Here is a 24,053-nt window from a genome sequence, read left to right on the forward strand (position 1 = left end):
GCGCACCGTATTTCCGTAAGCAGATCGGGAGAAGGACTCCGTGAACGCGATTCTCAGCATCGTCTATCAATTCGCGACGAATGGCGCATTCCTGCTGCTCAGCGCAATCGGACTCGTCGTGATACTCGGCATGATGAACGTCATCAATCTCGCGCATGGTGAGTTCATGATGATGGGTGCCTTCATCACCGAATTCTGCTACACGGCGGGAGTGCCGCTCCTGCTTTGCGTGGTGATCAGTTTTTTTGTAGTCGCCTTGGTGGGTGCCCTGTTTCAACGGTTCCTCATCGCCCGATTCCTGGGCCATGAGATGTCGGCGATGATCGTCACGTGGGGGCTGAGTCTGATACTGGCGCAGGGCGCGCTGTTGATGTTCGGTCCGTCCCTTGCGTCGATTCCCATTCCGTTCGGCGCAGGTACGATCGGCAGCTTATCGTTTTCCTGGTATTGGATATTGCTGATCTGCGTGGCGGCGCTGTTGCTCATCAGCCTATGGTTTCTCTATTACCACACCAAATTCGGTCTCCGGGCGCGCGCGGCAATGCAAGAACGAGACATGGCGCGCGCCCTGGGCGTGCGCGTCAACAAAGTCTATACCTGGACATTCGCACTGGGGTCGGGGCTCGCTGGCCTCTCTGGTGCGTTGTTGGCGCCTAACACGACCATCGCGCCGTTCATGGGCCAACAATATCTCGCCCCGGCGTTCATCACGGTCGTCACGGGTGGATCTTCCAACGTCATCGCGGGTGCCTTGGCGAGTGCGGGACTTCTGTCGTTGGCGGAGACGCCGGTGACTATCTGGCTCGGTACCTTCCTCGGCGTTGTGGCAATGATGTGCGCGTCGCTGATTCTCATCCGGCTTTTGCCCAATGGGCTGTCGGAGTGGATCCAGCGCCGCTTCCTGTCGTAATGAGGGTGTGGCGTGCGACGGTTCGCTGGTCGTACGGAAGGCCATAGCGCGAAGTCCTAACGTAGATGGAAAAAATGACTCGGCTCAGACTCAAGTTGGAAGACTATCTGACGATTCCGGTGTGGATCGCCATGGTGATATTCGCAATTCTCGCGAATGACTATTCGGCGTCCATCGCGGCCTCGTACGTCTTCAATATTCCCATGGCGCTGGGCTTGGCGCTCCTGTGGGGCTTTGCCGGTGTGCTGAGCTTTGGGCAAGTCGCCTTTTTTGGCCTGTCGGGCTACGCGTACGGGATAATCGCCGGCAACCTGGGGAATTATGAATGGTTGGCGAGCTGGGCGGGCACCGGTGGCGCGGTGGCCGCCTCGGTCGCCTTAGCCCTTGCCGTGGGATGGTTCGTCTTCTATAGCCGGGTCGAGGCATGGATCGTACCGATCGTCACCCTGGTGATCTCGTTAATCCTGGCCGCCTTCCTTGGCCAGACCGCAGGTTATCAATGGCGCGTCGGGGATGTGCATCTGGGCGGATATAACGGGATGACCGGCATACCTGGAATGAATCTGTTCGGGATCGAACTCCAGGGACGCGAATTCCTGTTCTTCGTTCTTTTTGTCGCGCTGCTCGCTTGGGTGGTCTGCGTGCTCTGCACGCGGTCCCGATATGGCGATTCGCTGGTGGCTCTCAGAGAGGATCCGATCAGGACAGAACTGTTTGGGCACGACATCCGATTTCTTCAGACCTCGTGCTTCATGATTTCGGCCGCGTTGGCAGGGATCAGCGGCGTTTTGTATGTGCAGTGGGGATCCTACATCACGCCAGACTCCATGGGCCTTCTACAGGCGACTCTCCCGGTCATCTGGGTGGCGGTGGGGGGAAGGGCCAGTCTCCTGGGCGTGATATTGAGCACGCTTGTATTGAATGCGTTGACCTATCAGCTTTCATCCTCGGGCAATCAGTACGCGTTCATCATCCTGGGTATTCTGCTCGTTGTCGTGATGGTCATTCCGACGACCCGGACGGGGAAATTGCTTTATGCCAGATGGCTTCATCTGACCCATCGCCTTTCGATCGGGGGTCGCCATGAATAATGCCATCGAAGTCGGCAGCCTCTATAAGAGCTATGGCGGCGTGGTTCCCGCCAATAACCTTTCGTTTACCGTGGAAACCGGCGAATTGCGGTGCCTGATCGGTCCGAATGGCGCGGGCAAGTCGACGCTTTTCAAGCTGATCGTCGGCCTTGAGAAGGCGGAGCGCGGCAGCGTGCGGCTGTTTGGTGCGGACGTGACACGGGAGCCCGCGTTTCGCCGCATTCGCCGGGGCGTCGGGGTCAAGATGCAGAGCAATCGCGCGTATCGGAACCTGGATGTAGCGCACAACATTCGGGTCGCCGACTTTCGCAAAGAGAGCACAGCCCGTCGCGGCAGCACCGCCCAAAATGGCGCCGGTGTGAGCAGGAATCGAGCATTTTCATTGTTCGGTATCGAGAGCGTCGTCAAATCCAATCTGCTGGTGTCCGCGTTGTCATACGCCGAGCAGCAGTGGCTGGAAATCTGTTGTTCCATTGCGCCGGACGTCGGCCTGCTTCTGCTCGACGAGCCGACGGCCGGGATGAGCGTTGGCGAAACCATGCATACCGCCGAGGTCGTGAAGCAGCTCAAGCGTGAGGGCCTCTCGGTAGTTGTCGTGGAACATGACATGGCTTTCGTCAGGGAGGTGGCGGACAAGGTCACGGTGCTGCACCAGGGAGAGCTGTTGGCGGAGGGCGGCATGGACGACATTTCGTCTCGGCCGGATGTGCAGGACGTCTATCTCGGCAGGGGGAAGAAGTGATGTCGGCGGAAGGGAGTGAGGCGAGCGGCGAAGCTCTGTTGAAAGTCTCGGATCTTTTTTCGGGCTACGGTAGCGGCGACGTGCTGCAGGGGGTTTCCTTCGAGGTCGCTGAAGGCGACTCAATTGGCATTTTGGGGCGGAACGGGGTCGGGAAGTCGACGCTGATGCGCACGATCGTGGGCCTGATCAAAAGCACGCGCGGAGACGTCCGATTCCGCGGCCAGCCGATCACCAATCTGCCGCCGGAGGATCGCGCCGTCTCCGGTTTCGGGTATGTGCCGCAGGGAAGAATGGTTTTTCCCTATATGAGCGTCGAGGACAACCTCAGGGTCGGGGCCCTCGAAAGAGGCAACAAGCCCCATGCGATCGAGGAGATGTTTTCGCAATTTCCACGATTGCGCGAGCGGCGTAAACAACGGGCGGGCTCGCTCAGCGGCGGCGAACAAGAGATGTTGGCCATCGCGCGGGCGCTGGTGGGCGAGCCGAGGATTCTGCTGCTCGATGAGCCCAGCGAGGGTGTGCAGCCGAATATCGTCGACGAAATCGGAGAACTCATCGTCGACTTGAATCGCAAGGGCATGACGATCCTTCTGGTCGAACAGAATGTGGAACTGATGCGGGTGGGCGCGCGGCGCGGCTATGTGATGGAAAAGGGCTGCATCGTCGCAGCACTTTCCGAAACCGACATCGCCGATGACGGCAAGTTGCGGGATGCGCTGGCGCTATAGCGGGCGCATGCCGTTCTACTGATTGAAGGAGTTTGAAGATGGACTTGTTCAGCACTATTGGTGATGTATCGCAGCGGATCCGTGCGCGGGAGCTTTCAAGCCTCGATTTGACTCAGCGCCAGCTGGAGCGGATCCGAAAAGTGGATCCCGTGGTCAAGTCGTATTCTCATGTATACGCCGATCGAGCTTTGGCCACAGCCGAAGGCCTTGACCGGGAGCTGGCTACGGGTCGCTGGAGAGGGCCGCTGCACGGCGTCCCGCTTTCAATCAAGGACATCTATGGGATCGAGGGCGATCCCTTCGAGATCGGCATGCCGAGCCGCAAGGGCCTGACGGCCGATGCAACCGCTACTGTCGTCCAGAGGCTGATGGATGCAGGCGCGGTCATCGTGGGCCGCGTGCACACGACCGAAGGTGTGCTGGCCGAACATACCCCGCCGTTCGAATCGCCCAAAAATCCTTGGGGCGTCGATCGTTGGACAGGAGTCTCGTCCAGCGGAAGTGGGGCTTCGACGGCGGCGTGCCTGGCCTTCGGGACACTCGGCTCTGACACTGGCGGGTCCATCCGGATGCCGTCGGCCAGCAATGGTGTCACCGGATTGAAGCCGACATGGGGCCGCTGCAGCCGATATGGCGTATTCGAACTGGCCGCCACGCTGGATCACGTCGGACCGATGGCCCGGAGTGCGCTGGACACCGGCATCATTCTGAACGCGATCGCGGGATTCGACCCCAAGGATCCAACGTCGTTGCTCGACCCGACGGATGACTACGGATCCAGACAGCAATTGACCGGCGCCGGCATTCGCATCGGGGTGGATTTCAAGTGGGCGCTCTCTGACGTCAGTGCCGCCGTCGCCGAAGGGTTGAAGCAGGCGTTGCGGGTATTTTCGGATGCGGGCGTTGAAATCGTGCCGATGAATTTCCCGGACCCCGAAGTGATCAATATGGACTGGTTCAAGGTGTGCGGTGTTCAGACGGCGTTCGCCCATGGCCGGTGGTACGAGGAACACAAAGGCGAATATGGCGGGAGCCTCGGGGGCATCATCGAACTCGGGCGCAGTATGTCTGCCCTGGATTACCAGGAGGTCATTTTGCGGCGCCTGGACTTCCGGGGCCGCGTTCTGGAGGCGTTGCAGTGTGTGGACGTCATGGTGATTCCCGGGTTGCCGTTCGAAGCGCCGTTGGCCGATCAAATGGTTCGCATGAGCGTGGAACGCCTGGCTCAGGTTCATCGATATACCGTGCCGTTCACCATGAGTCAGTTGCCGACAATCACGATGCCGTCTGGTTATGGCGAAAGTGGCATGCCCGTGTCGGTTCAGATCGTTGGCAAACCGCTCAGTGAAAGGCTGCTTGTCCGGCTGGGCCAGCTGTTTCAGGCCCATACGGATTTTCATGAGAGGCACCCTCCTATCCAGGGGATCGATCAGTAATCCCGGGAGATGTGTCGTTCTTAACTGCGTTCTGTGAAGAGGCTTCGCATGGACAAGACCTGGTTGGACAATACCGTCATGAATCGCCGTGGGGTCGGGGCGGGCCGCGCGCCCGAGACTCATCACCTCACAGAGGAGATGCAAAAGAAGTTTCACTATACCGTCGGCCCGTATTCGGACCCAGTGCTGTCGATCAAGCCCGGCGACCGCGTCATCGTGGACACTCGTGATGCCTTCGAAGGAAAGATTCAGAGCGAATCGGACGTCCCGTCGAAGGTTCTGGAGCTCCCCTACCTGAATCCCCAAAATGGCCCTATTTTGGTCGATGGCGCCGAGAAGGGCGACGTCCTGGCGGTCCATATCGAAGAGATGTTGCCTCGTGGCGAGGATCCCCACGGAATCTGTTGCATGATTCCGTACTTCGGCGGGTTGTCGTCCACTGACTATACCGCCTCGCTTCATGAGCCGCTTCCCGAGATCGTGCGGCGGATCAAGGTGGATCGTGAGCATGTCTACTGGAGCAAGACGCATACGCTGGCGTATAAGCCTCACATCGGGACGCTGAGCGTTTCCCCCGAGATCGATTCCATCAACGCGCTGGTTCCCGACAATCACGGCGGGAACATGGATATACCGGATATCGGGCCAGGAAGCATCACGTACTTGCCGATTCGGTCGCCCGGTGCTCGACTATTCATTGGGGACGCCCATGCTTGCCAGGGAGACGGCGAAGTGTGCGGAACCGCTGTGGAGTATTCCAGCACCACGACCATTCGGGTGGACCTTATCAAGAATTGGAAGATCGACTGGCCGCGTATGGAGAATGCGACGAGCATCATGGGCATCGGTAGCGCCAGACCTCTTGAAGATGCGACGAGAATCGCGTATCGGGAACTGATTCGCTGGCTGGTGGAAGACTATGGATTCGATCAGTGGGATGCGTACATGATGCTCAGCCAATGCGGAAAGGTCCGCCTCGGAAATTTCGTCGACCCGAAATATTCCGTGGGCGCAATGCTCGAAAAGGGTTATTTGCCCGCCTAGTCCACTTAGGGATCGCCGCGCGGCCGGCGCGGCATTGGCAGGGGCGCGCGAATCAGACTAGACTGACAGCCAACGAAAAAACGGCAGGGACCGGAATGTCAGCGTTCCAGCCGTCCCCCGAGGAGACAGCATGGCTGGTCAGGCGCCAGAGGCATCGGTATTGGAATTCGATTATGTGATCGTGGGCGCGGGTTCCGCGGGTTGCGTGCTGGCCAACCGGCTGTCCCGGTCGCACAGCGTGCTGGTGCTGGAAGCGGGCGGTGCGGATGACTGGCGCTGGATCCACATTCCGGTCGGCTATCTGTATTGCATCGGCAATCCACGGACGGACTGGTGCTATCACACCCAGCCGGATCCGGGCCTGAATTACCGGTCGCTGGGCTATCCACGAGGCCGCGTGCTGGGCGGTTCCTCGTCGATCAATGGCATGCTCTATTTGCGGGGCCAGGCGGCCGACTATGATCGCTGGGCCGATGAAGGCGCCGCGGGCTGGGCGTGGAAGGAGGTCCTGCCGCTCTTCAAGGCCGCCGAGGACCACTATCTTGGGGAAAGCGAGTTCCACGGTGGCTCCGGCGAGTTGCGCGTCGAATTGCAGCGCCTGCGCTGGGACGTGCTGGATGCGTTTCGGGACGCCGCCGCCGAGGCTGGCATCCCTCGGACGCCGGACTTCAACTGCGGCGACAATTTCGGCTGCAACTACTTCCAGGTCACCCAGCGGCGCGGAGTGCGCTGGAGCGCCGCTCGGGCGTTCCTGCACCCGGCGATGACCCGCGCCAATCTGAAAGTCATGACGGGCGCTCACGTGGAACGCATTGAATTTTCGGGGCGGCGTGCTCTGGGGGTGGCGTTCGTCCATGAGGGACAGCGCGTGCATGCGCGCGCGCGCCGCGAACTCGTGCTGGCGGCAGGGTCGATCGGTTCGCCCCAGCTGCTCCAGGTATCGGGTGTGGGACCGGCCGAGCGGCTGCGCCAGCTCGGGATTCCGCTGGTGCTGGACCTGCCCGGCGTGGGCGAAAACCTTCAGGACCATCTGCAGCTGCGCATGATCTTCAAGCTTCAGGGCGCCCATACGCTGAACACGATGGCCAATTCCATGTGGGGCAAGGCCCGGATGGGCATGCAGTATCTGGTTTCGCACACCGGCCCGCTGTCCATGGCGCCGTCCCAGTTGGGCGCGTTTGCGCGTTCCGACGAAGGCCGGGCGCGCCCCAATGTGGAATTCCATGTGCAGCCGCTGTCGCTGGACAAATTCGGCGACCCTCTGCACACCTTTCCGGCCATGACGGCTGCTCCCTGCAACCTGCAGCCTACCAGCCGGGGCTATGTGCGCGTGACCTCGCCCAACGTGTCCGACCATCCCGACATCCTGTGCAACTATCTGCAGACGCCGGAAGACCGCGCCGTCGCGGCCGATGCCCTGCGCCTGACACGGCGCATCATGGGCCAGCCGGCCATGGCCCGGTACCACCCCGAGGAGTATCTCCCGGGCGATGCCATCGAGACGCAACAGGATCTGGAGGCGGCTGCCGGCCAGATCGGGACCACGATTTTCCACCCGGTGGGCACATGTAAAATGGGCGTCGATCCGTTGGCCGTGGTGGATCCGGAATTGCGCGTGCGGGGCCTGGAAGGCCTGCGAGTGATCGATGCCTCGATCATGCCGCGCATCACGTCGGGCAACACCAATGGGCCGACAATCATGATCGCCGAAAAGGGTGCCCGCATGATTCTGGGGGACGCTGGCCAGCCGGCCTGACCCCGAACCACGCGGCATCGTCCGAATCTCCCTTTTTTCTGGGTCTTTCCATGGTCAGTCACACCGAGATCGTGGCAACGATTTTGTTTGCCATTGCCATCGCGCATACGTTTTCCGTGCCCGTTTTTGCCCGTCGGGCGGAGCGGGGGGGGCCGCATGCCGGCTTGTGGCACATGCTTTCGGAAGTCGAAGCCGTATTCGGGTTCTGGGCGTGTGCGCTATTCGGCTGGATGTGGCTCACGGGCGGGGTGCAGGAAGCCGTGCACTACCTGGATACCCGGAATTTCACGGAGCCCGCCTTCGTCTTCGTCATCATGGTGGTCGCGGCCAGCCGCCCCATCGTCGAACTGGTGCGGCTGGTGGTGGATGCGGTGGCGCGGCTGCTGCCGGTGCAGTCGACGCTGGCGCACTTTTTCGTCGTCATGTCGCTGGTCCCGCTGTCGGGCTCGCTCATCACCGAGCCGGCCGCCATGACGCTGGCCGCGCTGCTGTTGCGGCGGTCCTATTTCATGCGCCCCGGCCACGACGGTTTCAAGTATTTGATGGTGGGCGTGCTGTTCGTGAACGTCTCCATCGGCGGGGTGCTGACCGCGTATGCGGCGCCCCCGGTGCTGATGGTGGCCCAGACCTTCGGCTGGGATACGGCCTTCATGGCGACGCATTTCGGCTGGCGGGCCGCTTGCGCCATCATTCTGAACAGCCTCGCGCTGACATTCATCTGCCGGCCTTTCCTGCTGAGCATCGGACCGGGCGGCTCCGCCGAATCCGAGAGGCCAAGGTGCTCGTGGGCCGTGATGGGCGTGCACGTGCTCTTTCTGCTCGGCGTGGTGCTGGCCTCGCATCACATTCACATCTTCATGGCACTGCTGGTGCTGTTCATCGGCTACACCCAGGCTTACCCGCAGCACCAGTCGCGGTTGCTGCTGCGCGAGGGCCTGATGGTGGGATTCTTCCTCGCGGGGCTCGTGGTGCTGGGAGGCCTGCAGCAGTGGTGGCTGCAGGATCTGCTGGCGGGACTGTCCCCTTATGTGCTGTATTTCGGAGCCACGGGGCTCACGGCCATTACGGACAACGCCGCGCTGACCTATCTGGGCTCGCTGGTCGAAGGCACCGGAGAACTTTGGCGCTACATGCTGGTGGCTGGTTCTGTGACGGGCGGCGGGCTGACGGTGATCGCCAATGCCCCCAACCCGGCGGGCTTCTCGATCCTGAAGGGATGCTTTTCCGATGGCACCATCGCCCCGCTGAAGCTCCTGGGTGCGGCGGCCGTGCCGACCCTGGTCGCCGTCATCATGTTTCTTCTGCCGAATTCCTTCAGTTAAAAAGGACTAAAATCCCGTTGACTGATTATTATGGGACACAGGTTGTGCCTATTTATGTATATCGTTGCAGCGACTGCGGGCACCAGCAGGACGCGCTGCAAAAGATGTCCGACCCTCGGCTGACGCATTGCCCGGCGTGCGGACATGAGACTTACGAAAAACAGGTGACCGCCGCCGGCTTCCGGCTCAAGGGCTCGGGCTGGTACGAAACCGACTTCCGGGGGGGCGGCTCCCACTCCAGCCATTCATCCGGCGTTACCGCTTCTTCGGACAGTCCTGCGCACAGCGCCAGCGCGTCCAAGGGCGCCTCTTCGGCCGCGACACCGGGCTGACGCCCCGGCCACGGGTTCATGCGCTTTTTCAAACGCTACTTCATTACCGGCCTGCTGATCTGGCTGCCGTTGATCGCGACTGTCTGGGTGCTGGTCACGCTGGCCAGCACGCTCGGGGCGCTGGTGCCGTCGTTCCTGTCGCCGGAGGCGCTCTTCGGGGTGCGCATTCCGGGTTTCGAACTGGCGCTGGTGCTGATCGTCATCCTGGCCACTGGCCTGCTGTTTGCCAACTTCATCGGCCGAGCCATCCTGTCGCGCTGGGAATCGCTGCTGGGGCGGATCCCGCTGGTCCGCACCATCTATAACTCGGTCAAACAGGTCAGCGACACGTTGTTTGCGCCCAATGGCCAGGCGTTTCGCGAGGCTGTCCTGGTGCAATACCCCCGGGCGGGATCGTGGACCATCGCCTTCCTCACCGGTACCCCCAGCGTCGAGGTCGCGGGACACCTCAAGGGCGAGTACGTCAGTGTATACGTGCCAACCACGCCCAATCCCACATCGGGATTCTTCCTCATGATGCCGCGCGCCGATGTGCAGATTCTGGACATGTCGGTCGAGACGGCGCTGAAGTACATCGTGTCCATGGGGGTGGCTGCGCCAGCCGTGGTGCAGCGCCATCGGCATGCGGAGCCCCCGATGCCGAACTTCATCCCGCCCGAATCTCACTGATCTTCGAACATTTCCTCAGACGGAGCCATTCTTGAACCGCACTTGCTACACCGGCGAGGTGTCCAAAGCCCACCTCGACCAGACCGTGACCCTGTTCGGCTGGGTTCATCGCCGCCGCGATCATGGCGGCGTGATTTTCATCGACCTGCGCGACCGGACGGGCCTGGCCCAGGTGGTGGTCGATCCGGACAATGAGGCGGGCTTCGCCATCGCGGAACGCATCCGCAATGAATATTGCGTGCGAATCACCGGCCTGGTGCGCTTGCGCCCGGAGGGCACCCGCAATCCCGAATTGCAGTCCGGCGATGTGGAGGTCCTGTGCCGCGAGATCGAGATCCTGAACGCTTCGGTGACGCCGCCTTTCCAGCTCGACGATGACAATCTGTCGGAAACCACGCGCCTGACGCACCGGGTGCTGGACCTGCGCCGGCCGCAGATGCAGCGCAACCTGATGCTGCGCTATCGGGTCTCCATGGTGGCCCGCAACTTTCTGGACGCACTGGGCTTCATCGACATCGAGACGCCCATGCTGACGCGCAGCACGCCGGAAGGCGCGCGCGACTATCTGGTACCATCGCGGGTCAATCCGGGCGAATTCTTTGCGCTGCCGCAGTCGCCCCAGCTCTTCAAGCAGATGCTCATGGTGGCGGGCTTTGATCGCTACTATCAGATCACCAAGTGCTTCCGCGACGAGGACCTGCGCGCCGACCGTCAGCCGGAATTCACTCAGATCGATTGCGAAACGTCTTTCCTGGACGAGGTTCAGATCCGCGAAATCTTCGAAGGCATGGTGCGCACCATTTACCAGCAGGTGCTGGACGTGGCGCTGCCCGATCCTTTCCCTGTGATGACCTGGGGCGAGGCCATGCGCCGCTATGCATCGGACAAGCCCGATTTGCGCGTGAATCTGGAATTGACGGATATCGCCGATCTCATGCGCGACGTGGCCTTCAAGGTCTTTGCCGGTCCCGCCAACGATCCCGCCAGTCGCGTGGTGGCGTTGCGGGTTCCCGCCGGCGGCAGCCTGGCGCGCAGCGAGATCGACGCCTATACCCAGTTCGTCGGCATCTACGGCGCCAGGGGCCTCGCCTACATCAAGGTGAATGATGCCACCGCGGTCCCGGAAGGCCTGCAGTCGCCCATCGTCAAGAACATCCACGCGGACGCCTTGCGCGCGCTCATCGAGCGCACCGGGGCGCAGAACGGCGACCTGATTTTCTTCGGGGCCGACCGCGCGAAGGTCGTCAACGACGCCATGGGCGCCCTGCGGGTGAAGATCGGCCTGTCGGAATTCGGCCGTACGCACGGACTGTTCACGGCAGGCTGGAAGCCGCTGTGGGTCGTCGACTTTCCGATGTTCGAGTACGATGAGGCAGAGGGTCGCTACACGGCGGCGCATCACCCGTTCACGTGCCCCAAGAAGGGCCATGAGGATCTGCTCGAAACGCACCCCGAACAGGCGCTTGCACGCGCCTATGACATGGTCATGAATGGCTGGGAGATCGGTGGCGGGTCGGAGCGTATCCACCGGGCCGACGTCCAGACCAAAGTCTTCAAGGCGCTGAAGATCGACGAAGAGGAAGCCCGCCTGAAATTCGGCTTTCTCCTGGACGCCTTGCAATACGGGGCTCCGCCGCACGGCGGCCTGGCTTTCGGCCTGGATCGTCTGGTCACGCTCATGGCCGGTGCCGATTCGATCCGCGACGTGATTGCTTTCCCGAAGACGCAGCGCGCCCAAGATCTGCTCACGCATGCGCCGTCTCCGGTGGACGAAAAGCAATTGCGGGAACTGCATATCCGCCTGCGCCAGACGGAGGCCAAATAGGAGGTTTCCCGTGCCCATCTTGCGGGTCGTCAGCTACAACATCCACAAGGGCCGCTCCGCGACCGGCGGGAGGGAATCGCTGGCCGATCTGCGGTTGGGGCTCTATGGCTTGCGGCCCGACCTGCTGTTCTTGCAGGAAGTCCAGGGCCGCAATCAGATCCACGGCAGCCTGGACGCGCAGCATGAATCGCTGGCGGCGGCCCTGCATCTGAACGCGGTCTACGGCTGCAACGCCGTCCGGGCCCAGACGGATCACGGCAATGCGCTGCTGTCGCGCTACCCCATCGTCTTCCACGAAAACCAGGATATTTCGGACCACCGGCTTGAGCAGCGCGGGCTGTTGCACAGCGTCGTTCAGGTCGGAGATGTGCAGATCCACTGCATGGTGGTCCATCTGGGGTTGTTGGCCGGTGGCCGGACACGCCAGGTGCGCGCCCTGGCGGAGCGTATCCGGCGGCTGGTGCCGGATCAGGAACCTCTGCTCATTGCAGGGGACTTCAATGACTGGACCAATCGGCTTGCGCCGCTGTTCGTGGAACAGTTGGGACTGTCCGAAGTCTTTGCCCTGGCTCCCCAGGGTGTGGACGAAATCTACCGCCTGCGGCGGACGGTGGCGCGCTTGCGCGAGCGTCTGTCCTGGTTGCCGGGGCAGCCTAGGGTCATGGTCCCGGCCCTGGGCGTCAATGGCCAGGCCCGTTTGACGCCGCCGCCACGGACGTTTCCCTCCGTTTTTCCATGGCTGCGGCTGGATCGCATTTATCAGCGAGGCTTTGCGGTGCGGCGGGCACGGGTCTTGCACGGTGCCCCATGGAAGCGTTTGTCCGACCACGCACCGCTGGTCACCGAGCTGGAGTTGCCCTGAGGGCACGGCACCGGGCGGGGGCGCAGCACGGCGGCCGGAGAAGGACCCGGTGCCCGAACTTTTCCGCTTCGGAACCGTCCAACGGGTGTGCTCTCTGGCTCATTCGAATTCGGGGTGCGCGACGCCTGGCCTGTGCAGGGCGGGAGCCGCGGGCGCATCGATCGCAGAGGGCGCTGCCCGGACGGCGTTTGCGATGCCATCTGTATCAGGCGGCAGCCCGGCATTAGCACTCGCCATCATGGAGTGCTAACATCATCGTAGAATTCTGAGGAGGATCCTGACTCTATGACCCATGCTTCGTCATCCATGGCATTGGCGCCGGCCCAACTCGCGCTGGCCATCTCCAATCCCGGTGCATTAGGCTCCATCGAAGCCTACATCGGCGCGGTGAATCGCCTCCCCATGTTGACGGGTGACCAGGAAACCAGCCTGGGGCACCGCTTGCGCGACGAGAATGACCTGGATGCCGCGCGGGAACTGATTCTCTCCCATTTGCGTCTGGTGGTGTCGATCGCCCGCCAGTATCTGGGCTATGGCCTGCCGCATGCGGACCTGATCCAGGAAGGCAACATCGGCTTGATGAAGGCAGTGCGCCGATTCGATCCCGATCGCGGGGTGCGGCTGGTATCGTTTGCCGTGTACTGGATTCGTGCCGAGATTCACGAATACGTGATTCGTAACTGGCGGCTGGTGAAAATCGCGACGACCAAGGCGCAGCGCAAGCTGTTTTTCAACTTGCGCCGCATGCGCCCGGACGGGGGCAGCCTGGGGACCGCCCAGACCGCGGATATCGCGCAAGAGCTGAACGTGCGCCCGGAGGACGTCGCCGAGATGGAAGTGCGCATGTCCGGCGGCGAATATGCCCTGGATGCGCCAGCCGACGATGAAGACCGCTTTGCTCCGGCGTCCTGGATCGCGGATCCGTCGCACGAGCCGGCCCAGGTTCTGGCGCGGCGCGGCATGGATGCGCTGCAAGGGGAGCGTCTGGAGCAGGCGCTGCAGTCGCTGGATGCCCGCTCACAGCGCATCATGCGGGCGCGCTGGTTGGCTGACGAGGGCAGCACGCTGCACGAGCTGGCGGCCGAATATGGGATCTCGGCCGAGCGTGTTCGCCAGATCGAGGCGGCCGCGCTGAAGAAGCTGCGCACGGCATTGGACGGCCAGGCACCGGACTTCCAGACCGCATAGACGCCCGGTCAGTGGGCTGGCTCCGCTGCCTCCGCTGGCCCGGCTTGTCCGGCCTGTCCCGGCGAACCCGGAACGAGCGGGGCCGCGCCGCACACTTCAGACATAAATTCTTTCATTTTTGGCCAGTGGAACCCAGAACTTTTCCTCTGTCCGTCGGACAAATCACCATGAACTGATGCTCGACCTCCGGTCGCATCGTTCTGTCGTCTGCTTCAGCTTCTCCTCTTCCCCTCCCTATTGGAGCAGATGTTCACAGGATGCCCCCAAGGCATCCTTTTTTTTGGGCCACGAAGACCCGCTAAAACCGCTATTCTTTGGGTGGCTTCCCTCCATTTCGATTCTTCAACATGAAAATAGGCCTGCTGGTCTTTGGTCTGGCCGGGCTTCTGGCGCTGGTATCTTTCATGCCGCCGCTGGCGGGCCGCCTGAGACTGCCTTACTCGGTCCTGCTGGCGATCGTGGGCTTCGTGCTGGGCGTGGTGATCCATGTGCATGGCTGGGCACCGGGCGTGGTGGCCGATTTTCTGGACTCGCTGCAGCACTTCGATATTTCGTCGGAGACCTTCCTCTACGTCTTCCTGCCCGTGCTTCTGTTCGAAACAGCGCTGGCAATGAACATCAGGCGGCTGCTCAACGACATCAGTACCATTCTGGTGATGGCCATCGTCGCCGTGGTGGCTTGTACGGTGGCCGTGGGGTTCTCGCTGGCGGCGATTTCGCCGTACGGGCTGATCGTTTGCCTGATGCTGGGCGCCATCGTGGCGACGACCGATCCTGTGGCCGTGGTGGGTATCTTCCGCGAGGTGGGGGCGCCTCGCCGCCTCACCACGCTGGTTGAAGGCGAATCGCTCTTCAACGATGCGGCATCCATTGCGCTGTATTCGGTGCTGCTCAGCATGCTGTTTGGCGGCAACACACTGTCGGTGACGGAAGTCGTGCGCAGCTTCCTGGTGAGCTTCATCGGCGGAGGGCTGGCCGGCCTCGTCATGGGCCGGATGACGGGGCTGTTGTTTCGCTGGCTGCGCGGCTGGCCGGCCGCCGAAGTCACACTCACTGTGGCCCTGGCCTATCTGACGTTTTTCGTCGCCGAGCACTATCTGGGCGTTTCAGGGGTGGTTGCCACGGTGGTGGCCGGCTTGGTGGTGGGCTCGACCGGGCGCACCCGCATGTCGCCCACCACGTTCGAGCAGCTCGAAGGTGCCTGGGCGCAATTCGGCTTCTGGGCCAATTCCCTGATTTTCCTGTTTGCCGCCATGCTGATTCCGCGGATGATGGCCGAGATCACCTGGATGGAAGTCCTGCTCATCCTCGTGGTGTTCATCGTCACCTTGTGCGCGCGCGGCGTCATCGTCTATGGGCTGCTGCCGCTGCTGGGTCGCCTGCGGCTCAGTACCCAGGTCAGTCGTTCTTATCGCACTGTGATGCTGGTGGGCGGCTTGCGGGGCGCCGTCTCGCTGGCTCTGGCGCTGGCCGTGACTGAACAGCCGGCCGTTCCGCATGACGCGCGCCAGTTCATCGCGGTGGTGACGACCGGATTCGTGCTCATGACGCTGTTCGTCAATGGCCTGACGCTGCGGCCGCTGATCCACCGGCTGGGCCTGAACCAGCTCACACCGGTGGACCGGACGTTGCGGGATCAGGCCCAGGTGGTGGAACTGGAGGCTCTGCGCCTGAAGATCGACGAGATCGCGCGCCACGAGCATATCGGCCCGGAAGTCCTCAACCGCCTGCACGCGGTATTCGACGCTGGCCAGGCGGGAGTGGGCGCCGGCCAGGTCCGCCAGTTGGCGGAAGAGCAGAAGGTCGCCGTCGGCATGAGCATCCTCGCTGGCCGCGAGGAGGAAATGTTCTTCGAGACGCTCAAGGCGCAGGTGGTGGACTGGCGCACCGCGGAATCGCTGCTGGCGCGCGCCGAGCGCCTGGGGGACGTGGTGCGCGCCGGCGGCCTTCCGGGCTTCGAGGCCGCCATCGAACGGGACCTGCGCTATTCGCCCGGCCTGCGGGCAGCGCTGTGGCTGCACTATCTCACCGGATGGCAATTTTGGCTCGGGCGCGAACTGACGCAACGCTTCACGAACCTGATGTGCAAGTGGGCCGTGGCCCGGCGCCTGATCCGCTTTGCCCGCAGCGACGTGCAGCCGCTGCTGGGGGCGGAAGTCACCGAGATCATCATCGCAGCACATCAGCGGCGGCTGGCGCTGCTCGAGGGGGCGCTGCAGGCCCTGGCGCTGCAATATCCCGGCTACGCGCAGTATCTCCAGGAAGCCTATCTGGCGCGCATGGCGCGCTCCATGGAGCGCATGCGGTACCGCGACATGCTGGCGCAGAACCTGATCAGCGGCGAGACCTACGCCGATCTGATCCACCAGGTCGACATGCGCTGGCGCTACCTGGAAAATCAGGGGGCTTTGGACATCACGCTGACCGCACAAGCCCTGATCCAGCGGGTGCCGCTGTTCGAAGGGGTGGACGAGACCACGCTGCAGGCCATCCAGCAGGTGCTGAAGCCCCGGCTGGCGGTGCCGGGCCAGGAGATCCACACCAAGTTCGGGCGCAGCCATGCCATGTATTTCGTGGCGTCGGGTGCTGTGGTGCTGGACCTGCCCGACGGGACGACGGCGGAGCTGGGCAGCGGTCAGATTTTCGGGGAAATGGCGCTGGTCCTGGGGCGGGATTTCCAGCCGCGGGTACGGTCCCTGGGCTACAGCAGGCTGCTCATGCTGCACGAGCGGGATTTCAAGCGCCTGCTGCAGAATTTGCCGGCGCTGCGTGAGAAGATCGACGCCATCGTCGCCCAGCGTTTGCGGGCGGTCGAGGTCTGGCAGCAGTTTCAGTCGGGGGAGCGGCAGCACGAACCGCTGCCGCCGTTGCGACCGGACCCGGAGCCTCAGAGCAGCAGTTGAATGTCGTGCGCCATGGCTTGTGGCGTGGTGTTGGCGTTGATGAGCCCGCGGGCTTGACCCTTGCGGTCCATCAGATAGAACGCCGACGAGTGATTCATCGCATATTGCTGCGGGGTCGGGCCCGGCTCCTTCGAATACGAAGCCCGAAAGGAGCGCGCCGTGCGGGCGAGCTGGTCCGCCGTCCCGGTCAGGCCCATGAACGCTGGATCAAAGGTTTGGACGTAGGTGCTCAGGATCGTCGGGGTGTCGCGCTCGGGATCCACGGTGATGAAGATCACCTGCACGTCGTGTGCCTTCGCGCCCAGCAACTGCATGGCCTGCGCCGCCATGGCCATGGACGTGGGGCAGACGTCGGGGCATTGGGTATAGCCGAAGAACACCAGCAGGACCTTGCCCTTGAAGTCGGCCAGCGTGCGGCGACGGCCGGCGGTATCAGTCATGTCCAGGCCGCTGCCCAGGTCGGTGCCGCTGATGTCGTTGCCGGCTTCGAAAGCCAGCGGCCCGTCGGAGGCCTTGCCGCAGCCTGACAGCGCGAACGGGACGGCGGCGATGGCGGCGGCCAGGACGGTCCTGCGGGTGCGGGAAAATGAAGCCGCCGTGCGGCGTAGTACGATCATGCGAGTCCTGACGGGAACCCCGGGCCGCTCAGTATCAGGCCGACCCAGTGGTCCAGCAACAGCGCGGCAAAGAGCAGCGCCAGGTAAAGAATGGAATAGAAGAACAGCTTGCGCGCGCGCGCATCGCTGTAGTCACGATACAGCACCCATGCCTGCCACACAAAGCGGCCGCTCAGCAGACAGGCGGCCGCCAGGTAGGCGGGGCCGCTCATGCGCGCGATGTACGGCAGGACGGACGCCGCGAACAGCAGGATAGAGTAGAGCAGTACATGGAGCTGGGTGAAGTTCATGCCGTGGGTGACGGGCAGCATGGGCAGGCCGGATTTCTCGTATTCATGGTGGCGGTAGAGCGCCAGCGCCCAGAAATGCGGCGGCGTCCAGATGAAGATGATGAGCACCAGGAGCCACGCTTCCGCCGGTACGGCGTTGGCCATGGCGGCCCACCCCAGCGCCGGCGGCATCGCCCCCGACAAGCCCCCGATCACGATGTTCTGCGGCGTGAGCGGCTTGAGGATGGCGGTGTAGATCAGCGCATATCCCACGAAGGTGGCAAAGGTCAGCCACATGGTGAGCGCATTCACCCAGACGTAGAGGATCCACATGCCGGCCCCGCCCAGGATGCCCGCCATGAGCAGCACCTGGGGTGGCGTGATCTGGCCTGATGCCGTGGCACGGCGCGCCGTGCGCGCCATGCGGGCGTCCGACTCGCGCTCGATGAGGCAGTTGATGGAAAAGGCCGCTGCGGCCAGCAGCCAGATGCCCAGCGTGGCCGTCGCCACGCGCCACATGCCCGGCAGACCCGGCGTGGCCAGAAACATCCCGATCACGGCGCAGAACACCGCAAGCTGCGTCACGCGTGGCTTGGTCAGCACCAGGTACTGGTGCAGCAGGGAAGGACTGCGAGTGGCGGTCGTGCTCGTCATGGGACGGCTCCAGTGGGTTTTCCGGCTTGTGACAGGCGCCACAGCAAGGTGACGCTGACCAGGACCAGGCCTGCGGCTCCGCCATTGTGCATGACGGCGATGAGGAGCGGCCACTGGAAGAAGATGGTGGTCAGCCCCGTGGCGAGCTGCAGGGCGAGCAGGGCCAACAGCAGGCGTGCCGGCCCCGCCAGCCCGGGAGTGTGGCGCCAGTGCCAGCCGATGCTGCCCAGGAGCACGATGACCACCAGGGCGAAGTTGCGGTGCGTCCAGTGGATGGCCGTGAGCGCGTCCTGCGAAATGATGGCGCCCGAAGACAGTTTACCCAGGCCGCGCAGCAGCGCGAACCCGTCGGCGAAGTCCATGGGCGGCAGCCACTGGCCGTGGCAAGTCGGGAAGTCCATGCAGGCGAGCGCCGCGTAGTTGGTGCTCACCCAGCCGCCCAGGGCGATCTGCAGAAAGAGTACGGCCAGCCCCAGGATCATCCAGGCGCGGCCCTGTCCGGCGGATGCCGGAACCGGGTCGTGCGGCTTTTCGCGGGCCGCGAGCCACGTCATCAGGGCCAGCAGCCCGATGCCCAGCACCAGGTGCGTGCTGACCACCAGCGGCATGAGCTTGTGCGTGACCGTCCAGGCGCCGAAGGCCCCCTGCAGGCAGACCATCGCAAGCAGCGTGGTGGCCAGGGCCGGCCCGTGTGCCAGAGTGCGCCGGTAGCGCCAGGCCAGCACCGTGATCAGGATGATGAGCGTCCCCAGGGTCGCACCCGCGTAGCGGTGGATCATCTCCATCCAGGCCTGGAAGACGCTGACCGGCCCATAGGGCATGGCGTGCAGCGCCTGCCGGATGTGATCGCCTGCGCCCAGCGGGCTGAAGTGCCCGTAGCAGCCCGGCCAGTCCGGACATCCCAGGCCGGAATCGGTCAGGCGGACGAAGGCGCCGAACATGATCAGGTCGAGCGTCAGGAACCAGGTCAGGAAGACCAGTTTCCGGTAGCGGGGCACAGGGCGGGACATACTCATGAAACGCGGCACGGCCCTATCCTATCGATGAACTTTTCAGAAGGGTGCGAATGTCGTCGCGGACGCCTTCGGGATTGCTGGCGTCCGGGAACTGCATCATCAGGTGACCAAGCGGGTCCACGATCCACATCCGCTGGGCCAAGGCTGCGGTCGGGTCCGTCGCGTCGGGTGCCAGCCATGCGGCGAGCACCTTCGGGTCGGCGCGCAGGATGCGGGTGCCGACGTAGGCGTGCGGGACGACCGGCGAGATGGGCGCGTCATCCGTCACGAACCAGATGCGCTCCAGGCGCAGGACTTCCTTGCCTTGGCTCGCGTGCGAGTTGCGCAGCACGAACAGGCCCTTGATGCAAGTCTCGGGACAGGCGCCGGGCCCGGTGCTGATGAGCAGCCATTTGCCCTTGAGCTGGTTCAGGTCATAGATGTGCCCTTGCTCGTCGCGCGCATTCAGATTGGCCGGAATGGGGCGTTGCGGCTCGATGAGCTGGCCATAATGGGTCTGGACGGCCGAGCGCAGTCCCAGCGACGGCACGTAGTAGGCGAGGAGCGACATGATCACCGGCGCCAGGCAAATGGCCAGGATGGCAAAGACGGGGCCGCGGGAGCGTCGACGGGGTGCTGCTGGGGTCATGGAGTCGTAATGTCTGTAGGGTCTGCAGGGGACGAAGGGCGGCGCGGCCGCCAGATGCGCCAGGCCATGTAGACGGCCGCCGCCCATGCAAGGGTGGCGAAGCTGAGCCATTGTCCCGCGTAGTTGTAGTTCTGGCCGGCGTTGATCGATGGGCCCGGCCATTCCTGGGTGAGTCCCGCGTCATGGGCAGGGTCCTGCTCCAGTACGACGGGAAGCAGAGTCAGCCCGGTGGCGCGCTGAAGGTCCGATAATGCCAGATTCTGGACGCGCGGGGGCTGCCCGCCGGCGGGCGGCCAGACAGAGGGCAGCGCCGTGTCGAGGTGACCCGTGAGGCTGCCTATATCGAACATGCGCGGCACGTGACTGAGCATGGTGCCCTGGACGGTGACCGGTCCGCTGGCCGCTCGCAGATCGGGCATCGGGGCTGGAGCTTCTTGCCGGGCTACCCAGCCGCGCAGCACCAGCAGGGCGGTGTGTGGCGCAGCCGTGAGCGCCAGCGGCGTGGCCACCCAGAACCCCGGCATCCCCTGGAGATTGCGGTTGTCCAGGAGTACAGTGAATTGATTGAGCCAATGGCCGCTGGCGACCGCCGGGTGCCAGTCCGGGCCTTGAGGATGCTCCGCATCGAGCGTGATGCGGGGTGCGACTCGCCCCGCCGCCATGGCAGCCGACAGGGCCTCGCGCTCACCCGCGCGCCGCAACTGCCAGCGTCCCGCCTGGAGGCAGATGGCCCCCAGCAGGATCAGCAGCACAATGGCCACCAGGGCCTTGATGTGCGAGCGGTTCAGAGATGTGGTCATGTGGGTCTGCGAATAGATTTCCAGGAAAAGTCCGTGAAAATCCTGATTATCGTCATGTTTCTGGGAGTGGTGGCCAGCCTGGCTTCCGCGTTGGTGTTCCTGATGGAAGACCATGGCACCCGCGATCGCATGGCTTGGGCGCTGACCTGGCGGATCGGATTGTCCGTCCTGCTCGTGCTGTTCCTGTTGGTGGCGCACAGCCTGGGATGGATTGATTCTACAGGGTTGCCGGTGCGTTAGGCATCGCGGGCACCCCAGGACCTGCCACCGGGCAGGCGTCCGGGTCCAGCGGAATGCGTGGCCCGAGCGAGGCGCACACCGCCGCGGCAGTCAGGCTGTCGCGGCGGAAGGATTTGCAGCTCGGTCCCCACATGGAGCGAATTCACATCCAGTAGACGAAGACGTACAGGCCCAGCCATACGACGTCCACGAAGTGCCAGTACCAGGCGGCACCCTCGAAGCCGAAGTGGTGGGTGGACGTGAAGTCCCCACGTACGAGCCGCCACCAGATGACCGACAGCACGGTGGCGCCGATGATGACGTGGAAACCGTGAAAGCCCGTCAGCATGAAGAACAGCGCGCCGAACACGCCGGAAGTGAAGCGCAGGTTCAGCTCGGTATAGGCTTCATGGTATTCGTAGGCCTGGCAGGCTACGAAGGCAAAGCCCAGCACGATTCCGACACCCAGCCAGAAAATGGTGCGCGAGCGATTGGCGCCGCGCAGGGCGTGGTGGGCGACGGTAACAGCGGCCGCCGAGGACAGCAGCAGGGCGGTGTTGATCGTAGGCAGCCAGAAGGGACTGACGGTCTTGAACGGCGCGATGGTGCCGGCCGGTCCGAGGTTGGGCCACGTGCCCGCGAAACCCGGCCACAACAGGGTCTGGGAGTCCAGCGTGCTGAGCCAGGGAGTGGAGACTTCGCGGGCGTACCAGAGTGCGCCAAAAAACGCGGAGAAGAACATGACCTCGGAGAAAATGAACCAGGTCATGCTCCAGCGGTAGGAGACGTCGATGCGCTTGCTGTTCAGGCCGCCCTCGGATTCATGGATGGCATCCCCGAACCATCCGTACAGCGTCAGCAGCATGCAGACGATGCCCGCGATGCACAGATAGGTCCCCACGGCATAGTCGTTGACCCAGAGAGCCGCCCCGAAGAGCGTCGCCAGCATGCTCAGGCTGCCCCGGATCGGGTAGACGGAGTGGGGCGGGACGTAATAGTAGGGCGCCTCTGCGGCGTGTGCCATCTGGCCCGTGGTCATAGTGTTCTCCTCATCAGTATCCAGCGCTAGGCCGTCACCAGGTGCACAGCCAACATCAACAACAATACGAAAATCAACCCCAGCAGCAGCCCTGCGCCGATGATGTGGACCGGGCGGATATGTGCCAGATCCTCTTCGTTGCCGGACCGTTTGCGCAATCCCAGGAATGCCCAGGCCGCCGTCCGGATCGAGCGTAGAAACGGGCTCGACCCCTTCAAGAACCGATTCCCCACAGGTTGGCGCGTACGAACGTCCATACCAGGATAGCCACTACAAAGATCACCAGGATCCATCCGGTACGACGGTTGCGCCGACGCTGTTCGGGAGTCTGCTTGAGGTCCATCAGTGGGCGCCCTCGATCACCAGCGGCGTACCGTCCAGGTCAGGCGGCGTGACGAAGGTGTGGTAGGGCGCGGGAGACGGCACGGTCCATTCCAGGCCTTCCGCGCCTTCCCAGGGGCAGGCGGGAGCCTTGGCGCCCTGGCCGCGCACGGCCTTCACGACCACATAAATGAGCACGAGCTGCGACAGCCCGAACCAGAAGGCGCCGATGGTGGCCACCTGGTGGAAGGTGGTGAACTGAGCCGCATAGTCGGCATAGCGACGCGGCATGCCGGCCAGCCCCAGGAAGTGCATGGGGAAGAACGCGATGTTGAAGGAGATCATGCTGGACCAGAAGTGCAGCTTGCCCAGGCGTTCGTCATACATGGTGCCAGTCCACTTCGGCATCCAGTAGTAGGCCGCCGCGAACATACCGAACAGCGAGCCGGCCACCATGACGTAGTGGAAGTGCGCCACCACATAGTAGGTGTCCTGCGCCTGGATGTCGATGGGGGCGGACGCCACGATCAAGCCTGTGAAGCCGCCGATGACGAACACGAAGATGAAGCCGATGGCAAACAGCATGGGCGTTTCAAAGGTGAGCGAGCCCCGCCAGATGGTGGCCGTCCAGTTGAAGACCTTTACCCCGGTGGGGATGGAAATCAGCATGGTGCCGTACATGAAGAAGAGCTGTGCCGTCACAGGCATGCCTGTCGCGAACATGTGGTGAGCCCACACGAGGAACGAGAGAATGCCGATGGCGCAGATGGCATACACCATGGAGGTGTAGCCAAAGAGCTTCTTGCGAGCGAAGGCTGGTATCACGTGAGAAACGATCCCGAACGCCGGCAGGATCATGATGTAGACCTCGGGGTGTCCGAAGAACCAGAATATGTGCTGGTACAGCACCGGGTCGCCACCGGCGGCGGCGTTGAAGAAGTGCGTGCCGAAGTGGCGGTCCGTCAGCAGCATCGTGACGGCGGCGGCCAGCACCGGCATGACGGCCAGCAGCAGATAGGCCGTGACCAGCCAGCCCCAGCAGAACAGCGGCATCTTCATCAGCGACATCTTGGGGGTGCGCATGTTGAGGATGGTGACGATGATGTTGATGGCCCCCATGATGGAGGACGCCCCCAGGATGTGGACGGCAAAGATGGCGAAGTCCATGCCCGGGCCCATCTGCAACGACAGAGGCGCGTACATCGTCCACCCCGCCGCGTTGGCGCCGCCCGGCACGAAGAACGAGGCGGTCATCAGGATCGCCCCGACCGGCAGCAGCCAGAAGCTGAAGTTGTTCATGCGCGCGAACGCCATGTCGGAGGCGCCGATCTGCAGCGGGATCATCCAGTTGGCGAAGCCCACGAAGGCCGGCATGATGGCCCCGAAGATCATGATCAGCCCGTGCATGGTGGTGAGCTGATTGAAGAATTGCGGCTGGAAGAACTGGATGCCGGGCTCGAACAACTCCGTCCGCAGCATGAGTGCCAGCGTGCCACCTTCGAGCAACATGCAGAACGAAAAGATCAGGTACATGGTCCCGATGTCTTTGTGGTTCGTGGCAAACACCCACCGCCGCCATCCGTGCGGGATGGGGTGGGCGTGCTCTTCGTGCCCCACGTGAGGGGGAATGTGGTCAATTGTGGCGCTGCTCATGGATGCCTCCTACCTGGGGCGTACCGGCT

The 24,053-nt window shown here is 63.2% G+C and carries 24 protein-coding genes; 15 read left to right on the top strand and 9 right to left on the bottom strand.

Annotation, left to right across the window (positions count from 1 at the left end; translation table 11 throughout):
- The first annotated feature begins 40 nt into the window (after positions 1-40).
- The 14 genes from ACVCMJ_RS12995 (at position 41) to ACVCMJ_RS13060 (ending at position 16,808) form a co-directional block, all read left to right on the top strand.
- On the top strand, positions 41-910 hold the full coding sequence (locus ACVCMJ_RS12995; protein ID WP_447081814.1) for an ABC transporter permease subunit: 870 nt from the start codon (positions 41-43) through the stop codon (positions 908-910).
- Positions 911-975: 65 nt separating this feature from the next.
- Positions 976-2,001 (top strand): branched-chain amino acid ABC transporter permease, encoded by a 1,026-nt coding sequence (locus ACVCMJ_RS13000; RefSeq protein ID WP_447081815.1) that lies wholly within the window; start codon positions 976-978, stop codon positions 1,999-2,001.
- On the top strand, positions 1,994-2,743 hold the full coding sequence (locus ACVCMJ_RS13005; protein WP_447081816.1) for an ATP-binding cassette domain-containing protein: 750 nt from the start codon (positions 1,994-1,996) through the stop codon (positions 2,741-2,743). The genes ACVCMJ_RS13000 and ACVCMJ_RS13005 overlap by 8 nt, the downstream gene beginning before the upstream one ends.
- On the top strand, positions 2,743-3,471 hold the full coding sequence (locus ACVCMJ_RS13010; protein ID WP_447081817.1) for an ABC transporter ATP-binding protein: 729 nt from the start codon (positions 2,743-2,745) through the stop codon (positions 3,469-3,471). The genes ACVCMJ_RS13005 and ACVCMJ_RS13010 overlap by 1 nt, the downstream gene beginning before the upstream one ends.
- Positions 3,472-3,509: 38 nt before the next feature.
- Entirely contained in the window at positions 3,510-4,907 is a 1,398-nt protein-coding gene (locus ACVCMJ_RS13015; protein ID WP_447081818.1) for an amidase, read from the top strand.
- Between the two features lie 48 nt (positions 4,908-4,955).
- Positions 4,956-5,951: an acetamidase/formamidase family protein gene (locus ACVCMJ_RS13020; RefSeq protein WP_447081819.1), complete on the top strand. Its 996-nt coding sequence runs from the start codon at positions 4,956-4,958 to the stop codon at positions 5,949-5,951.
- Positions 5,952-6,081: 130 nt separating this feature from the next.
- Complete coding sequence (locus ACVCMJ_RS13025; protein ID WP_447081820.1) at positions 6,082-7,707, top strand: GMC family oxidoreductase; 1,626 nt, start codon at positions 6,082-6,084, stop codon at positions 7,705-7,707.
- A 50-nt stretch (positions 7,708-7,757) separates the two neighbouring features.
- On the top strand, positions 7,758-9,029 hold the full coding sequence (locus ACVCMJ_RS13030; protein ID WP_447081821.1) for a putative Na+/H+ antiporter: 1,272 nt from the start codon (positions 7,758-7,760) through the stop codon (positions 9,027-9,029).
- Between the two features lie 104 nt (positions 9,030-9,133).
- Entirely contained in the window at positions 9,134-9,361 is a 228-nt protein-coding gene (locus ACVCMJ_RS13035) for an FmdB family zinc ribbon protein (protein ID WP_447081822.1), read from the top strand.
- An 18-nt stretch (positions 9,362-9,379) separates the two neighbouring features.
- Positions 9,380-10,030 (top strand): DUF502 domain-containing protein, encoded by a 651-nt coding sequence (locus ACVCMJ_RS13040; protein ID WP_447081823.1) that lies wholly within the window; start codon positions 9,380-9,382, stop codon positions 10,028-10,030.
- Between the two features lie 31 nt (positions 10,031-10,061).
- Positions 10,062-11,855, top strand: a complete 1,794-nt coding sequence (gene aspS, locus ACVCMJ_RS13045) for an aspartate--tRNA ligase (RefSeq protein ID WP_447081824.1) — start codon at positions 10,062-10,064, stop codon at positions 11,853-11,855.
- A 10-nt stretch (positions 11,856-11,865) separates the two neighbouring features.
- Positions 11,866-12,717 carry an endonuclease/exonuclease/phosphatase family protein gene (locus ACVCMJ_RS13050; protein WP_447081825.1) on the top strand — a complete coding sequence of 284 codons (852 nt, stop codon included), beginning with the start codon at positions 11,866-11,868 and terminating at the stop codon, positions 12,715-12,717.
- A 285-nt stretch (positions 12,718-13,002) separates the two neighbouring features.
- Entirely contained in the window at positions 13,003-13,905 is a 903-nt protein-coding gene (rpoH, locus tag ACVCMJ_RS13055) for an RNA polymerase sigma factor RpoH (protein ID WP_447081826.1), read from the top strand.
- Between the two features lie 347 nt (positions 13,906-14,252).
- Positions 14,253-16,808, top strand: a complete 2,556-nt coding sequence (locus tag ACVCMJ_RS13060; RefSeq protein WP_447081827.1) for a cation:proton antiporter — start codon at positions 14,253-14,255, stop codon at positions 16,806-16,808.
- Here ACVCMJ_RS13060 and ACVCMJ_RS13065 read toward each other — a convergent pair.
- The 5 genes from ACVCMJ_RS13065 to ACVCMJ_RS13085 are packed head-to-tail and all read right to left on the bottom strand — an operon-like array spanning position 16,793 to position 20,792.
- The gene (locus tag ACVCMJ_RS13065; protein ID WP_447081828.1) at positions 16,793-17,425 is read right to left on the bottom strand and encodes an SCO family protein; all 633 of its coding nucleotides are present in this window, start codon (positions 17,423-17,425) and stop codon (positions 16,793-16,795) included. The genes ACVCMJ_RS13060 and ACVCMJ_RS13065 overlap by 16 nt on opposite strands.
- Complete coding sequence (cyoE, locus tag ACVCMJ_RS13070) at positions 17,422-18,348, bottom strand: heme o synthase (RefSeq protein ID WP_447081829.1); 927 nt, start codon at positions 18,346-18,348, stop codon at positions 17,422-17,424. The genes ACVCMJ_RS13065 and cyoE overlap by 4 nt, the downstream gene beginning before the upstream one ends.
- Positions 18,345-19,358 carry a COX15/CtaA family protein gene (locus ACVCMJ_RS13075; RefSeq protein WP_447082594.1) on the bottom strand — a complete coding sequence of 338 codons (1,014 nt, stop codon included), beginning with the start codon at positions 19,356-19,358 and terminating at the stop codon, positions 18,345-18,347. The genes cyoE and ACVCMJ_RS13075 overlap by 4 nt, the downstream gene beginning before the upstream one ends.
- A 22-nt stretch (positions 19,359-19,380) precedes the next feature.
- A complete protein-coding gene (locus ACVCMJ_RS13080; protein WP_447081830.1) occupies positions 19,381-19,992 on the bottom strand; it encodes an SCO family protein in 612 nt (203 codons plus the stop codon).
- On the bottom strand, positions 19,989-20,792 hold the full coding sequence (locus ACVCMJ_RS13085) for an SURF1 family protein (RefSeq protein ID WP_447081831.1): 804 nt from the start codon (positions 20,790-20,792) through the stop codon (positions 19,989-19,991). Before ACVCMJ_RS13085 ends, ACVCMJ_RS13080 begins: the two co-directional genes overlap by 4 nt.
- A 33-nt stretch (positions 20,793-20,825) precedes the next feature.
- On the opposite strand from ACVCMJ_RS13085, the gene ACVCMJ_RS13090 reads away from it, so the two are divergent.
- The gene (locus ACVCMJ_RS13090) at positions 20,826-21,032 is read left to right on the top strand and encodes a twin transmembrane helix small protein (protein ID WP_447081832.1); all 207 of its coding nucleotides are present in this window, start codon (positions 20,826-20,828) and stop codon (positions 21,030-21,032) included.
- A gap of 142 nt (positions 21,033-21,174) precedes the next feature.
- Here ACVCMJ_RS13090 and ACVCMJ_RS13095 read toward each other — a convergent pair whose 3' ends face one another.
- Genes ACVCMJ_RS13095 through ctaD form a run of 4 tightly spaced genes read right to left on the bottom strand, consistent with a single transcriptional unit; the run spans position 21,175 to position 24,024 of the window.
- Positions 21,175-22,050 (bottom strand): cytochrome c oxidase subunit 3, encoded by an 876-nt coding sequence (locus ACVCMJ_RS13095; protein ID WP_447081833.1) that lies wholly within the window; start codon positions 22,048-22,050, stop codon positions 21,175-21,177.
- Positions 22,051-22,076: 26 nt separating this feature from the next.
- Positions 22,077-22,268 carry a DUF2970 domain-containing protein gene (locus tag ACVCMJ_RS13100; protein WP_447081834.1) on the bottom strand — a complete coding sequence of 64 codons (192 nt, stop codon included), beginning with the start codon at positions 22,266-22,268 and terminating at the stop codon, positions 22,077-22,079.
- Positions 22,265-22,393, bottom strand: a complete 129-nt coding sequence (locus tag ACVCMJ_RS13105) for a cytochrome oxidase small assembly protein (RefSeq protein ID WP_447081835.1) — start codon at positions 22,391-22,393, stop codon at positions 22,265-22,267. Before ACVCMJ_RS13105 ends, ACVCMJ_RS13100 begins: the two co-directional genes overlap by 4 nt.
- Complete coding sequence (gene ctaD / locus ACVCMJ_RS13110; RefSeq protein WP_447081836.1) at positions 22,393-24,024, bottom strand: cytochrome c oxidase subunit I; 1,632 nt, start codon at positions 24,022-24,024, stop codon at positions 22,393-22,395. The genes ACVCMJ_RS13105 and ctaD overlap by 1 nt, the downstream gene beginning before the upstream one ends.
- Positions 24,025-24,053: the final 29 nt, after the last annotated feature.

The organism is Castellaniella sp. UC4447_H14 (assembly GCF_052978285.1).